Origin of the sequence: Natronococcus sp. A-GB7 (assembly GCF_029688865.1) — an archaeon.
In the GTDB taxonomy this organism is placed as follows: domain Archaea; phylum Halobacteriota; class Halobacteria; order Halobacteriales; family Natrialbaceae; genus Natronococcus.
Map to the genome: position 1 here is coordinate 13,461 of NZ_JARUKV010000018.1, position 13,056 is coordinate 26,516.

Consider the following 13,056-nt stretch of genomic DNA (forward strand, 5'->3'; position numbering starts at 1 on the left):
GATTACCCGGGGTGACCGCAGGACGGCTCGTGGTCTTCGGAACTAACGACGAGAGTCCGTCTCAGTCGCCGTCTCGGCTCGAGCCGATCCAGCGGTCCCAGGCGGAGTCGAACTCCGACTCGTCCTCGGTGAGTCGCTCCCATTGGGCCAGCCCGCGTTCCTCGCGGGTGCCGGGGATCGTGTTGTCGAGGACGAGCGCGGCTAGCCCGCCGACGGCCATCCCCGTCGAGCCGATGATGAACACCGAGTCCGCAAGCGCCTGGGCGATCGCCTCGATCCAGACCGCAACCGCGGTGCCGGCGATCGGCTCGGCCTCGACCAGCGGTGCGATCGTCGCCGCCAGCTCGATCGCCTCTCGGAACGCGATCGGATCGGCGAAGTTGGCCATGTACTCCGGCACCGCCAGGCCGACGAACAGCGCGAAGCCGACGACGAACACGTTCCTCGAGGAATCGAGGTCGACGTGTTTCAGATTCGAGATCCCGACGGCGACGATCTGGGCGAACATCGCGACGAACAGGCCGCCGACGATCGGGTCGGGGATGGTCGCGATCAGCTGGCCGAAGTAGCCGATGAAGCCGGCGACCAGCATAACCGCGGCGCCGATCTGGACGACGTACCGCGAGGCGACGCCAGTGAGTCCGATCGCACCGATGTTCTCGGAGTAGGAGGTCGACCCGCCCGTCCCCATCACGCCCGAGAAGACGTTCATCAGCCCCTCCATCCCGATCCCGTGGTTGATCCGTCGCTCGCTCGGCGCTGCCGAACCGGTCAGGTTCGCAACGGCATAGTAGTCGCCGATGCTCTCGACGATCGAGGCGAGGACGCCGGCGAACATCCCGACGACGAACGCGGTCGTGAACTCCGGAACGCCCCACTGCAGCGGGTGGATCGGCAACAGGGGTTCGACGTTGGTAACGTCTCCGAGCGGGACGTGACCCGGGTGACCCCCGCCGAAGACGCCCGCAACCGAGAGGACCGCGGCGGCGATCCAGGCGATCCCGATCGCCAGCAGGACCGGATACAGTCTGAACGCCCGGTGTCTGAGCTCGAGATACTGCGAGAACAGCAGGATCAGCCCCAGCGTGAGCCCGAGTAGCAGCCAGCTCTGGTCGGTACCGGTGATCTGGCCGGCGTCGAACAGCGCCAGGCCGATCAGGGCGATCGTCGGCGCGATGACGACCGGTGAGAGGAATCGGCGGAGTTTGCCCACCAGTCCGAAGTACCCCATCGCGACCTGGACCGCCGCGGCGACGATGATCGCGCCCTGGAGCTGGACCAGTGCGGCCTGCCAGTCGGGCTGGCCCTGGACGCCGCCCGCCGTCACGACGGCGATGATCGCCAGTGCGGGTGCGAGCATCGAAAACGGTGCGCCCTGAACGATCGGATACCGGTTCCCGAAGGTCGTCTGGGCCAGCGTCGCGATCCCCGAGACGACGAAGAACGTGCCGATGAACTGGGCCGTGACGTCGCCGGGCATCCCCATCGCGTCGGCCAGAATCAGCGGCACCGCGATGTTGGCTCCGACCATCGTCAGGTAGTGCTGGATCCCGAGCACCGTCGACTCGCCCAGCGGCGGCCGGTCCTCGATCCCGTACTCGATCCCCTCGGCTTCCTCCCTGCCAGTCGTATCGTCCCCCGTCATCCCTCTCTGATAGCATAAGGAGAGAGCCCGCTCAAATGCGTACTGATCCGTCCCGGCCCGGAGTTCGCGACCCTCCTCGAGTGCGAGACGCCGTTCAGCGTGGCGACCGTGGCGTCGCTCGTCGGCTCCCCTCGCTTACTCCTCGGCGATCGGTTCGACCCGGAACACGTAGTCGTCGTACGCCCCGCCGAGGTTCGCCGGACTCTCCTCGTCGGTGTGATCCCGACAGAGGGCCGCCTCGGCCTCGACCGCGCCCTTCCCGGTCTCCTCCTGGTAGCGCTCGAGGACGACGAACGCCGCGGGTTCCTCGCAGCCGCGTCGGTGACAGTTCGGCGTCGAACCGGTTGCTAGGCTTTCGTCACTCATACCGTAGCCCTGGAGAAGAATCCTCATAACGCTGTGGTTGCCGTGCGGACGGCAGATCTCGGACCGAGTGGTCGGACGGCTCCGCTACTCGTCTCGCTCCTGCTCGCGAAGGACCGTCGAGACGGTGTCCGAGACGTCCTCGATGACGGTGGCGTTCGTCTTGCGAAGGTCGCCGTCCTGTGCCTCGCTGCGGTGTCGAATCGCCTCTCGAAGGTGGTGCTCGGTCGGTTGTTCGTTCTCTTCGGTCATGGGGACCAGCGGCGAACGTAGGGCCGTGTGCCTGGTGAACTACCCCACCCTACTCGCTCACCGCTGACGCGGTTCGCTCCTTGAGGGTGGGGCTTCCTGTCTCCACGACGCGCTTTGCAGATACAGGTGTATCCGAAGGGAGCGCAGTCTCCACAGGCGTTGATTCGGAGTGTCCCACTCCTACTTCTTCGAGACCGCGAGAAAGGATGTTCCACGACGCATTCGCGTCTCTGTTCGCTTCAAATCCACACGAGGGGCACGAGTGTTCGCGGACCCACAGCGGTTTGTCCGTCCCCGTTCCGCACGACGCACACTCTTTGGTCGTGCCTCGAGGGTCGACGGCGACGAAAAGTGTTCCTTCGCGTTCACACTTGTATTCGAGCATTCGGAGGAACGTTCCCCACGAGGCTCCGGCACGGTTTCGAGAGTTGCCCGGTAGTTCGACCAGCCCTTTCGCGTCCAAGTCCTCGACGGCCACCAAGTCGTACTCGCGGGCGTAGTAGTTCGACAACTTGTGGAGGAAATCTCGACGTTTACGTTTCAGGTCGGCGTGGCGTCGGGCGACCGTCTTGCGCTGTTGTTCCCAGTTGTTCGAGCCGTGTGCCTTCCGTGAGAGGTTGCGCTGTGCGCGTTCCAATCGTTCGCGCTCGTCGGAGAAGTCTGGCGACTCGACAGCGGTTCCGTCCATATCATGTGCGTACTTCAGGATACCAACGTCAATTCCGACGACTCGCACTGGATTCTCCGGCTTCTCGGGAGTGTCTTTATCGACGTCGATACCGAAGGTAGCGAACCACTCGCCCGTGGGTTCCTGTTTGACCGTGACCTGTTTGATGCTCGCGTTCTCGGGGATGTCTCGATGGAGGTGAATCGGAATCTCACCGATTTTGCTCAACCACAGCATAGGCCGACCACTCGTATTCTTGAGTTTGAAGCCGGACTGGTTGTAGGTGAGCGAGCGATACTCCCGAGGTGGTTTCCACTTGAGCATCCCTACGGCGCGTCCGTTCTCCTTCTGTGCTTTGAGCGTGGAGAGATTGTCGTAGACGCGCTTGACGACCATCTGCAACACTTTCGAGTGAACATCGTTCAGGTCACTCCACCACGATTTGAGGGCGGGGATCGTTCCCTGTACCTTGTAACGTGCTGGAATCTCGTCTGCTTCGTTGAGTTTGTAGAGGACGTGATTATAGAGTTGCCTACAAGTATCGACATGATGCAGAAGCGTCTCGGTGAGGGCTTCCGGTGGGTCGAGTCGATACTTGTAGTTGTAGTGCATCTATGACTCTCGTTCCTCGATAAGTTCGTCCAATTTCTCTTGAACGAACGAGGAAAGGTTCAGGTGATTGTCCTGAATCCACTCCTCTTGGTCATCGCGGATGGAGATGTTTTTGCGAGTCGCCACAACACATCATACACAAACTACACAAATAAGAGTTGTGATTGCGTGGGCCTGTGGGCCGATCGTCGCGGAGTGTTTGGGGGACGATGACGGCGCTGTATCCCCTCCCTACTGCGCTACTCGGTCGCTTCGCTCCCTGTGTTGCTCCTTGAGGAAGGGGACTTAGCGCCTGAATACAGTTAACTTCGTCGGCGATGCTCGCTCGCTCGAGCGGGTTTCGGTCCCAATCGAGCGCGTCTTACCCTCGACCGGGCGCGACAGCCCCTCGAGTCCCCGACGGGGCGACGACCGCTGTTCTCCGAACGGGACGCCGTCGTCGGCTGCACCGACGGATTCAAGTCCGATTGTGCTAACGCAACCACAATGAACCGAAGCGTGCGGACGGCGCCCCGTGCGGGGGAGCCGCGATGAGGGGGTTCGTCCTCGGCGGCGTCAGCTCCGGCGTCGGCAAGACCGTCGCGACGCTGTCGGTAATCCAGACACTCGAGGATGCCGGCTACGCCGTCCAGCCCGCGAAGGCGGGGCCGGACTTCATCGATCCGAGCCACCACGAGGCGATCGCGGGACGGCCCTCCCGCACGCTCGACCTGTGGCTCTGTGGCGAGGACGGACTCCGTCGGAACTACTACCGCGGCGAGGGCGACGTCTGCGTCGTCGAGGGCGTCATGGGGCTGTACGACGGCGACGGCTCGAGCACGGCGATGGTCGCCGAGGCGCTCGACCTCCCCGTCGTGCTCGTCGTCGACGCCAGTGCGGGGATGGAAAGCGTCGCCGCAACGGCCCTCGGCTTTCGCGAGTACGCCGATCGAATCGGCCGCGACGTCGAGGTCGCCGGGATCGTCGCCCAGCGGGCCCACGGCGGTCGCCACGAGCAGGGCATTCGAGACGCGCTGCCCGAGGAACTCGAGTACTTCGGACGGATCCCGCCGAACCCCGACCTCGAGATTCCCGACCGTCACCTGGGCCTCGAGATGGGCGCGGAGGCAGCGCTGCCCCGCGAGGCGCTGCGGGAGGCCGCCGAGCCCCTCGAGGCCGAGCGGCTGGCGGCGGTGGCGAGCGAACCCGTCGCGCTCGAGGGGGAGGCAGGGGCCGACGAGGGGGCGACTCCCGTCGACGCCCACGTCGCCGTCGCCAGCGACGCGGCCTTCTGCTTTCGGTACCCCGCGACGATCGAGCGGTTCCGCGAGCGCGCCGACCTCGTGACGTTCTCGCCGGTCGCGGGCGACCCGGTGCCCGACTGCGACGGCGTCTACCTTCCCGGGGGCTACCCCGAACTCCACGTCGAGGAGCTCGAAGCGGGCGGCACCCTCGCCGAGCTCGGCGAGCGCGCGAGCGAGGGCCTCCCCGTCCTCGGCGAGTGCGGTGGGCTGATGGCCATGTCACGGTCGCTGACGACCGCCGACGGTGAGCGCGGCGAGATGGCGGGGATCCTGCCCGCGGACGTGACGATGCACGACCGCTACCAGGCGCTCGACCACGTCGAACTCGAGGCTGTCGACGGCACGCTCACCGCGACGGCGGGCGAGTCGATCCGTGGCCACGAGTTCCACTACTCGAGTGCCGACGTCGAGGGCGACGCCCGCTTCGCGTTCGAGACGGTCCGGGGCGACGGTATCGACGGCGACCGCGACGGCCTCCTCGAGTACGACTCGCTTGGCACCTACGCCCACGTTCATCCCGAGAGCGGGGCGTTCGATCGGTTCCTCGAGCGTCTCGACGGATGAGTGCCGAGCGAGCGGTCTCGGATCGATCCCGTCGTTTGATGACAATCGACGCGAATGGCGAGCTATGGAAGCGGCAACGCCGACGACCGTCGTCCTGCCGACGACGGGGTGGAACGACGCCTGCGAGCAGGTCGCCGCCCAGCTTCGACCGGGAGACGAACTCCTCGTCGTCTGCGACGATCCCTGCGAGTCGGTCGCCGAACGCGCCGAAGAGTACTCCGGCGTCAGACTGATCGTCGCCGGCGAGCCGAAGGGCTGTTCCGGAAAGGCCAACGCGATCGCGGCCGGAATGGAGGCCGCAGAAACGGAACGGATCGTCTGGACCGACGACGACTTCTACCACCCGCCCGACTGGCTCGAGGGGCTCCGTGCCGACTACGACCGGCAGGGGCCGACCGCCGAGGTGCCCGTGTTCGTCGGGCGGGATCCCCTCGCCGCCGTACTCGAGCCCACCCATGTGATCAGCGGAACGCTCGCCGTCTTCCTCGCGAACATCCCGTGGGCCGGCGCCCTCGTCTTCGAGCGCGGTGATCTCGAGGACGAGGCGGCCTTTCTCGCCGATCTTCGGCGAACGATCAGCGACGATGGGCTCCTGATGGAACACGTCGAGTTTACGACTGTCGCGCGAACCCGACGCGTCGAGATCGGCGGCTCGATCCGCGAGACGCTCGAGAACCAGGCGCGGTTCGTCCAGATCGTTCGTTACCACGATCCGGCGGGACTCGCCGCCCAGGGAGCGATCGGAGCCGCGTTAACCGCGGCTTGCGTACTGTTCCCGCTTCCGGCCTTCCTCCTGACGACGGCCCTGATGGCCGGTGTCTACGCCGCCTTCGGGATCCGGCGCTGGACGTTTCTCGCAGCCTACCCCGTGGCGCTGGCGGCGCTTCCACTGCTGTGCTACGGCCTGGCTCGTCGGTCGTTCGTCTGGGGTGGGAGGCGCTATCGGTGGCGCAGCAAGTTCGACGTCGCGGTCGAGGCCGACCACGAGTGATCCGACGCCGATGCGTGAGGTTTTCGGGGCGACACTCACGGCGGTCCTCGGTCGACCGGTAGCCGTCGCTCGGCGTTCGGCCCGACCGTTCCGTACGACGACCACACTTCGCCAACTTCAGTTTCCATACATCAAACAGAATTGTTTTAGTGGCCTCGGCGGTCATCCCCGGGTGATGCTACCCAACGCGCAGTCACACGATCGGAGACCGGGGCCGTCGCCGTCGTCGGCTCTGCCCGTCGCTGGACGGACGTCCGTGCCCACCTTCGAGGATCGCTTCGCCGAGTGCGCTCTCACGCGCGACCGACCGCTCGAGGGAGGAATCGTCGGTCGAGCGACCCACGACTCGCATCGTGGGGCGGTTTCCGTCGCGGAGTAAGTATGACGAAGGCTGACGCAGAACGCGACGAAGGGGACGGCGACGGGCGAGGGTCGGCGTTCCGACGCCGTTCGCTCGGCGAGATCGAGAGCGCCCGCAGTCGGCACATGTGGAGACGCTCGTCGGTTCACGCGACCGACGGAGTCGTCGTCGCCGGGCGGTGGGACGGTACCGTCACGGCCTTCGAGGCCGACTCGCTCGAGACCCGGTGGTCCGTCGAGCATCCCGACCACGCGGTCGGTATCGCGACGCTCGAGGGCGGCGATGGAGGAACGGGCGACGACGGCGACCGTGCGGACGCGGTCGTCGCCGGACGCGGGGAGATGGGAACGATTGCGACCTACGACCTCGAGACGGGCGACTGCCGCTGGCGGTACGAGGCCGCCGACGACGTCGGCGAACCGGTTCGGGAGAGCGTCTTCGCCCAGCCGTACGTCGTCGCCCTCGAGACCGACGGCGACAGACTGTACGCGGCGACCCGTCGCTACGAGCGCGACGGCGAGACCCGGCGGTGGGAGAGTACGGTTCTCGCGTTCGATTCCGGGGGAACGGTCCGCTGGCGGTACGACACCGACGCCTCGCCGATCGTGCTCGAATTGAACGAGTCGGGAGAGCGCCTGGCCGTCGGCTACAACCGCTGTCAGGGAGAGCACGACAACGGCCTGGTGGTTCTCGAAACCGATACCGGTGACCTCGCCTGGACCTGGGACCCCGGCACCGAGGGCGACCGCCGCGTCGGTGACGTCTCCTTCGACGACGGGTGCCTCGCGGTCGCGAGCCACGGCGACAAGCGCGGCTACCTGCTCGAGTCGGGCGGCGCCGAGCGCTGGCGGGTCGATCTCGCGACCGAGACGGAGATCGACGGCGAACGGCTGTACGCCTATCCGAACCACGCCTACGCGAACGGCGGGCGGGTGGCGTTTCTCACGGGGAACACCTACGCCGCGGAGAGCCGCGAGACGGCGGGCCGTCACCCGAACGAACACCGGATCGCCGTCTTCGGCGAGGACGGGCGGCCGCTGTGGGACGACTCCGTACGCGGGTTCGTCCACGGCCTCGCGACCGACGGTTCTCGAATCGTCGTCCCCTGCGCGCAGAACTTCCGGGATCGGGATCCCGACGCCCACGCCGTTCGTCGATTCGATCTCGAGTCCGGCCCGCTCGAGCACGAGCGACTCGAGGGGATCGCTACCGCCGCAGCGATCGAGGACGGAACGGTTGCCGCGATCGAGGAACCGGTGACCTACCACGACGACGGACGGACACGCGGCGAGTACGCTCTCGCCGTCGGATCGGTCGCTCCTCGAGAGTGAATCCGCTGTAGGGACACGAGGACCGCCGCACACATTTCGTTTCACTGTAACTGAGACAGAAATCGCATACGCAAGGCAAACCCCCACAATGGACACTCTCGTCTGTGTTTCCAGATAATGACAGAGACGAGAGAGCACGACGACTCGGAAGACCGTACGGACTCCGGACTCGAGGACGCCGGTCTCCGTTCGATGCTGGCCGACGACAAGGGTGAACCGCGACGAGTGATGACCGACGGTGGCGAGGACGAACTGCCAGACGAAGAGGAAGAGGAGGAAGAAGAGGCTGAAGAGGACGAAGACGAAGAAGAAGAGGAGGAAGACGCAGAAGACGAAGAGGACGAAGAGGAAGAAGAAGCCGAAGAGGACGAAGACGAGGAAGACGAAGAGGAAGAAGAAGCCGAAGAGGACGAAGACGAGGAAGACGAAGAGGAAGAAGAAGCCGAAGAGGACGAAGACGAGGAAGACGAAGAGGAAGAAGAAGCTGAAGAAGACGAAGAGGACGAAGAAGACGAAGAGGACGAAGACGAGGAAGAGGAAGAAGAAGCGGAAGAGGAGGAAGACGCGGAAGACGAAGAACAGCCAGTCGGCCACGAACAGGGCGCCGAAGACTCCTACGAGGACGACGACGCGACGAACGTCCTCCACCTCGACCTCGACGGACTGTTCCTCGACCTGCTCGGACTCGAGGTCAACCTCGACCCCGTCGTGCTCAACCTTTCGGCCCGGCCGGGAGAGGGGAACCTGCTCGGCAACCTGCTGTCCGCCGTGGCCGGGCTGCTCGACGGCTCCCAGGAACTGCTTGGCGGCGTCCAGGATCTGCTCTCGCGCCCGGCGGAGGCACTCTCGTCGATCGTCGATCGCTCCCAGGAGGCGCTGATGTCGCTCGTGAGTAGACCGCGGGAGTTCGTCAGCGAACTGCTCGGCGGCGACGACGAGGGCGACGAGGAGGATGCCGGAGGTGACGAGGACGACGAAGGCCAGGACGAGGACGCACAGGGTCGGATCTCCTCGGCCATCGAAACGATGACCGACAGCCTGCGCGGGCTGATTCCGGACCTGCCCGTCGAGGAGTTCATCGCCACTGTCGTCCGTGAGATCCTCCAGGCGCTGATCGACCAGCTCGAGGGCGACGAGGAATCGAACGAACAGGAAGGCGAGGCGGAGGCGAGCGCATAACAATGAGTGAGGAATCCCAGTCGCTGACGGAACAGATCGACTACGACAAGATCACCGAGAACCTCGAGCTCGAGGAGCTCATCGAGGGAACCCAGTGGGAAGACGAGATCAGCGAGGACGAACCCATCGGCGAGACGCTGGGTGGGTTGATCGGCGCGATCATCGGTCGCAAGATCGGCGAGCAGGTCGGGCGCACGATCGGCGACCTCGTCGTCGAAGAGCTGCTCAGTGCTGGTGAGGACGACGAGGACGAAGACGAAGAGACGACCGAAGGCGGTGACGAGGGCGAAGAATCCGAGGACGACGAAACGGAGGACGACGAGGAGGACGCCGCTGACGAGGACGAAGAATCGGCCGAAGACGGCGACGAAGACGAGGAGAGTGAAGACGACTCAGAGGACGGAGGGGAGTAGCCGTGACACCGAGTTCTCCGCTACGACCCACTCGAGGTGAGCGCGATGAGTGAGGACTCCGGGCTGAAGCAGATGGTTACCGACGAGGTTACCGAACAGGTCGACGTTTCCGATCTGCTCGGCGACGGCAACCTCGAGGACAACCTCGACGGCGGCGAGGTCGGTGCGGCCGTCGGCAGACAGTTCGGCGAACAGCTCGGTCGCGAACTCGGCGCGACGATCGGTCGCGATATCCAGGAAACCCTCCGAGAGGGGATCGAGAACGGAAAGAGCCTCCGCGAGCTCGTCTCGGATCTGGTGGCCGCGATCCGGACGGCGATCCGCGATGCGATCACCTGCGTCGTCGGCCAGGACGCCCTCTCGTCGGCGACCGGTGCGCTCACCGGCGACGAGGCGGAGGACGAGGAGTCCGAAGCCGACGAAACTGAGGACGAGGAGACGACGGAGGCGGAGGACGAGGAGTCCGAAGCCGACGAAACCGAGGACGAGAGCGACGAGGACGAGGAAGCCGAGGAAGCCGAAGAAGCCGACGAAGCCGAGGACGACGAAAGCGACAAGGACGCTGCCGACGAAGACGACGGCGAGGACGAGGCCCCGGAGGAGCCGTCGGTCGAGGAACTCGAGAACCTGCGACGCGAGACCCTCGAGGACTTCCTCGGCGTGATGTCGTACCAGGATCTGCAGTCGGTCGCCAAGGACGTCGGCGTCAAGGCGAACCTCAGCCGCGAGGAGATGACCGGCGAGATCATCGAGGCGGTCGCCGACGAGGAATCCGACGGCGACGACTCGTCGTAGTCCCACCGGTATCGACCGGGGCTTCCACCTAATCCCGATCCAGAACCATGACCGACGAACTCTACGATCGTATTGCGGAGATTCTCGACGAGGCCAGCACCGAGAGCGGGGCACTCGCCGTTCCGGACGACGACGACGGCGCCGACAGCGAGCTGCTCGAGCTCTCCGAGGAGGCAGCCGATCTCCTCGAGTCGACCGACCCCCGCGAGCTGCTCGAGGCGGTCGGGCTGGGCACGCTCGAGGATGGAACCGAACCCGAGACCGTCCCCGAGGCGATCACCAAGGGCGAGCCCGAACGCGTCGAGGAGCTCCGGCGGCTGGTCCGGCTCGCGAAACTTGGCGACCGCGAGGAGGAGGGCGAGCTCGGGACCGCGATCGACGGGCTCCGCGAGGCAACCGAGGAGGGCGACAGCGATGGCGACGACGAAGCGGATGAGCAGGGCGATACCGAGGACGAGTCGGAGGACGAAGACGACGGGGCGGCTGAAGACGACGAGACAGCTGAAGACGAGTCAGAGGACGAGGAGGAAGCCGCGGACGACGAGGAAGCAACTGACGACGAAGACGGGGACGACGAGGGTGCGACCGACGAACTCGAGGAGCGTCTCCGGGACGCCGTCGGTTCGTCGGTCGAGGAGTTCGGCGCGGACCTCGAGTCGGTTCGGGAGCAGCTGGCGGCGGCTGCCGACGACGGGTCGGACGAGGACGAGGAGGACGAAGAGGACGGTCTCCTCGAGTCCGCGGGCGATCTTCTGGATTCCGAGGACGACGACGGAGACGAGGATGACGAGGATGAAGACGACGGACTCCTGGACTCCGACGACGACGAAGACGAGGACGATGACGATGACGATGACGATGACGACGATGACGACGGCCTGCTGGGCTCCGGCGACGACGGACTCGGCTCGAGCGAATCGTCTCGGCACTCGACGATGGCGCCACCACCAAACGAGCGGGCGGACATGAACGCGGTCAAGCGCCACTCGACGATGCCGAAGCGAAACCGGTAGCCGTTCACGGTCCGTAGCTCTTTGTCGCTGGTTCGCGTAGATCCGGTATGTACGACTCGATCCTCGTCGCGACCGACGGCAGCGAGACGGCGTCGGTAGCCGTCGAACACGCGATCGATCTCGCGGACCGACTCGAGGCGACGCTGTACGGCGTCGCCGTCCTCGAGACCCGAACCGAGTACGACAACGCCATCGTCGATCCGGACGAGGTCGAACGCCACCTCCGGGAGCGGTCCGAGACGTCGCTCGCAACCCTCGAGGAGCGGGCCGAAGCGGCCGACGTTCCGGTCGAGACGGCCGTTCGGGTCGGGGTCCCACACGAGGAGATCGTCACCTACGCCGACGACTGCGGTGTCGACGCGATCGTCGTCGGCAGCCGCGGACGATCGGATTTCAGGGGAGCCCTGCTCGGGAGCACCGTCGACGCCGTCGTCAGGCTCGCGACGCGACCGGTACTCGTCGTCGGCGACGGGTGAGGAGTTTTATTCCTCCTCCGAGTACCTTTTTGCAGATGCACGACTGGATCGACGGCTACGACGAGCGGGACTGGCAGACGACGGACGAGGGCACCGTCCGGTACGCGCTGATCGGACTCGGCTGGTGGACGGTCGACGTCGCGATTCCGGCGATCGAGAACTCGGATCTCGGCGAGGTCTCGGTACTTGTGAGCAGTTCAACCGAGAAGGCCGAGCGGCTCGCCGAGGAGAACGACGTCGAACGCGGCATCAGCTACGACCAGTACCACGACGGCGTGGCGAGCGACGCCTACGACGGCGTGTACATCGGCACGCCGAACGCCTTCCACCTCGAGTACGCCGAGACGGCAGCCGACCTCGGGAAGGCGGTTCTCTGCGAGAAGCCGATGGAGGCGACCGTCGAGCGGGCCGAACGGCTGGTCGAGGCCTGCGAGGACGGTGACGTCCCCCTGATGATCGCCTACCGCATGCAGACCGAACCCGCGGTGCGTCGGGCGAGGGAGCTCGTCGACTCGGGTTTCATCGGCGAGCCCGTCTCGGTCTACGGTGCGAACGGTCAGCCCCTGCTCGAAATGAACCCGGACCACGACCAGTGGCGCCTCGATTCGGATCTCTCTGGGTACGGAACCTCCGTGATGGATCTGGGCATCTACTCGATCAACACGACACGATACCTGCTCCGACGAGAGCCCGTCCGGGTTTCCTCGCAGATGACCTCCCACCACGAGGCGTTCGACGACGTGCCCGACGAACGCGCCTCCTCCGCGCTGTTGCTCGAGGACGACGTCCACGTGATCACGACCTCGAGCCAGCGCGCCCACGAGGATACTCATCTAAAACTCACCGGAACCGAGGGGACGATCGAGCTCGATCCGGCGTTTCACGGCGAGGCGACCCTGAAATGCTCCCGCGGCGACGTCTCCGTCGAGATCGAACACGGGGCGTTCGACGCCCAGCGGGAGGTTCGGGAGGTGTTCGACTACTTCGCGGACCGCGTGCTGACCGACGGCGAGATCTACCCCGACGGTCGTCACGGTCTCGCGGATATGCGTATCATCGAGGCGATACACCGGGCCGCCGACGAAGGGCAGCCGGTGGAGCTCTGAACGCG

13 protein-coding genes are annotated in these 13,056 nt (G+C 65.5%); 9 read left to right on the top strand and 4 right to left on the bottom strand.

Annotated elements, in window-relative coordinates:
- Positions 1-61 precede the first annotated feature (61 nt).
- The 4 genes from QA609_RS15970 to QA609_RS15985 all read right to left on the bottom strand — a co-directional run bounded on the left by QA609_RS15970 (position 62) and on the right by QA609_RS15985 (position 3,539).
- Positions 62-1,645 carry a solute carrier family 23 protein gene (locus QA609_RS15970; protein WP_278303599.1) on the bottom strand — a complete coding sequence of 528 codons (1,584 nt, stop codon included), beginning with the start codon at positions 1,643-1,645 and terminating at the stop codon, positions 62-64.
- 135 nt (positions 1,646-1,780) lie between these two features.
- Complete coding sequence (locus tag QA609_RS15975) at positions 1,781-2,011, bottom strand: hypothetical protein (RefSeq protein ID WP_278303600.1); 231 nt, start codon at positions 2,009-2,011, stop codon at positions 1,781-1,783.
- Between the two features lie 84 nt (positions 2,012-2,095).
- Complete coding sequence (locus QA609_RS15980; RefSeq protein ID WP_278303601.1) at positions 2,096-2,260, bottom strand: hypothetical protein; 165 nt, start codon at positions 2,258-2,260, stop codon at positions 2,096-2,098.
- 49 nt (positions 2,261-2,309) lie between these two features.
- The gene (locus QA609_RS15985; protein ID WP_278303602.1) at positions 2,310-3,539 is read right to left on the bottom strand and encodes a transposase; all 1,230 of its coding nucleotides are present in this window, start codon (positions 3,537-3,539) and stop codon (positions 2,310-2,312) included.
- Between the two features lie 530 nt (positions 3,540-4,069).
- On the opposite strand from QA609_RS15985, the gene QA609_RS15990 reads away from it, so the two are divergent.
- From QA609_RS15990 to gfo6, 9 genes are all read left to right on the top strand, one after another.
- Positions 4,070-5,386: a cobyrinic acid a,c-diamide synthase gene (locus tag QA609_RS15990; RefSeq protein WP_278303603.1), complete on the top strand. Its 1,317-nt coding sequence runs from the start codon at positions 4,070-4,072 to the stop codon at positions 5,384-5,386.
- 64 nt (positions 5,387-5,450) lie between these two features.
- Positions 5,451-6,377 carry a glycosyltransferase gene (locus tag QA609_RS15995; RefSeq protein ID WP_278303604.1) on the top strand — a complete coding sequence of 309 codons (927 nt, stop codon included), beginning with the start codon at positions 5,451-5,453 and terminating at the stop codon, positions 6,375-6,377.
- A 381-nt stretch (positions 6,378-6,758) separates the two neighbouring features.
- Positions 6,759-8,069, top strand: a complete 1,311-nt coding sequence (locus QA609_RS16000; RefSeq protein WP_278303605.1) for a PQQ-binding-like beta-propeller repeat protein — start codon at positions 6,759-6,761, stop codon at positions 8,067-8,069.
- A gap of 117 nt (positions 8,070-8,186) precedes the next feature.
- Positions 8,187-9,248: a hypothetical protein gene (locus QA609_RS16005; RefSeq protein ID WP_278303606.1), complete on the top strand. Its 1,062-nt coding sequence runs from the start codon at positions 8,187-8,189 to the stop codon at positions 9,246-9,248.
- Between the two features lie 2 nt (positions 9,249-9,250).
- Entirely contained in the window at positions 9,251-9,661 is a 411-nt protein-coding gene (locus QA609_RS16010; RefSeq protein WP_278303607.1) for a hypothetical protein, read from the top strand.
- 45 nt (positions 9,662-9,706) lie between these two features.
- Complete coding sequence (locus QA609_RS16015) at positions 9,707-10,456, top strand: hypothetical protein (protein ID WP_278303608.1); 750 nt, start codon at positions 9,707-9,709, stop codon at positions 10,454-10,456.
- A 47-nt stretch (positions 10,457-10,503) separates the two neighbouring features.
- Positions 10,504-11,469 carry a hypothetical protein gene (locus QA609_RS16020; protein ID WP_278303609.1) on the top strand — a complete coding sequence of 322 codons (966 nt, stop codon included), beginning with the start codon at positions 10,504-10,506 and terminating at the stop codon, positions 11,467-11,469.
- A gap of 47 nt (positions 11,470-11,516) precedes the next feature.
- Positions 11,517-11,945 carry a universal stress protein gene (locus QA609_RS16025; protein ID WP_278303610.1) on the top strand — a complete coding sequence of 143 codons (429 nt, stop codon included), beginning with the start codon at positions 11,517-11,519 and terminating at the stop codon, positions 11,943-11,945.
- 35 nt (positions 11,946-11,980) lie between these two features.
- Entirely contained in the window at positions 11,981-13,051 is a 1,071-nt protein-coding gene (gene gfo6, locus QA609_RS16030) for a D-xylose 1-dehydrogenase Gfo6 (RefSeq protein ID WP_278303611.1), read from the top strand.
- Positions 13,052-13,056: the final 5 nt, after the last annotated feature.

Excerpts from the sequence above, each read along its gene's own strand:
- QA609_RS16010 (WP_278303607.1), top strand. The coding sequence starts at position 9,251 with ATGAGTGAGGAATCCCAGTCGCTGACGGAACAGATCGACTACGACAAG.
- QA609_RS16000 (WP_278303605.1), top strand. The coding sequence starts at position 6,759 with ATGACGAAGGCTGACGCAGAACGCGACGAAGGGGACGGCGACGGGCGA.
- QA609_RS16005 (WP_278303606.1), top strand. The coding sequence starts at position 8,187 with ATGACAGAGACGAGAGAGCACGACGACTCGGAAGACCGTACGGACTCC.
- QA609_RS15970 (WP_278303599.1), bottom strand. The coding sequence starts at position 1,645 with ATGACGGGGGACGATACGACTGGCAGGGAGGAAGCCGAGGGGATCGAG.
- QA609_RS15990 (WP_278303603.1), top strand. The coding sequence starts at position 4,070 with ATGAGGGGGTTCGTCCTCGGCGGCGTCAGCTCCGGCGTCGGCAAGACC.
- QA609_RS16020 (WP_278303609.1), top strand. The coding sequence starts at position 10,504 with ATGACCGACGAACTCTACGATCGTATTGCGGAGATTCTCGACGAGGCC.
- QA609_RS16025 (WP_278303610.1), top strand. The coding sequence starts at position 11,517 with ATGTACGACTCGATCCTCGTCGCGACCGACGGCAGCGAGACGGCGTCG.
- QA609_RS15995 (WP_278303604.1), top strand. The coding sequence starts at position 5,451 with ATGGAAGCGGCAACGCCGACGACCGTCGTCCTGCCGACGACGGGGTGG.
- gfo6 (WP_278303611.1), top strand. The coding sequence starts at position 11,981 with ATGCACGACTGGATCGACGGCTACGACGAGCGGGACTGGCAGACGACG.
- QA609_RS16015 (WP_278303608.1), top strand. The coding sequence starts at position 9,707 with ATGAGTGAGGACTCCGGGCTGAAGCAGATGGTTACCGACGAGGTTACC.
- QA609_RS15975 (WP_278303600.1), bottom strand. The coding sequence starts at position 2,011 with ATGAGTGACGAAAGCCTAGCAACCGGTTCGACGCCGAACTGTCACCGA.
- QA609_RS15985 (WP_278303602.1), bottom strand. The coding sequence starts at position 3,539 with ATGCACTACAACTACAAGTATCGACTCGACCCACCGGAAGCCCTCACC.
- QA609_RS15980 (WP_278303601.1), bottom strand. The coding sequence starts at position 2,260 with ATGACCGAAGAGAACGAACAACCGACCGAGCACCACCTTCGAGAGGCG.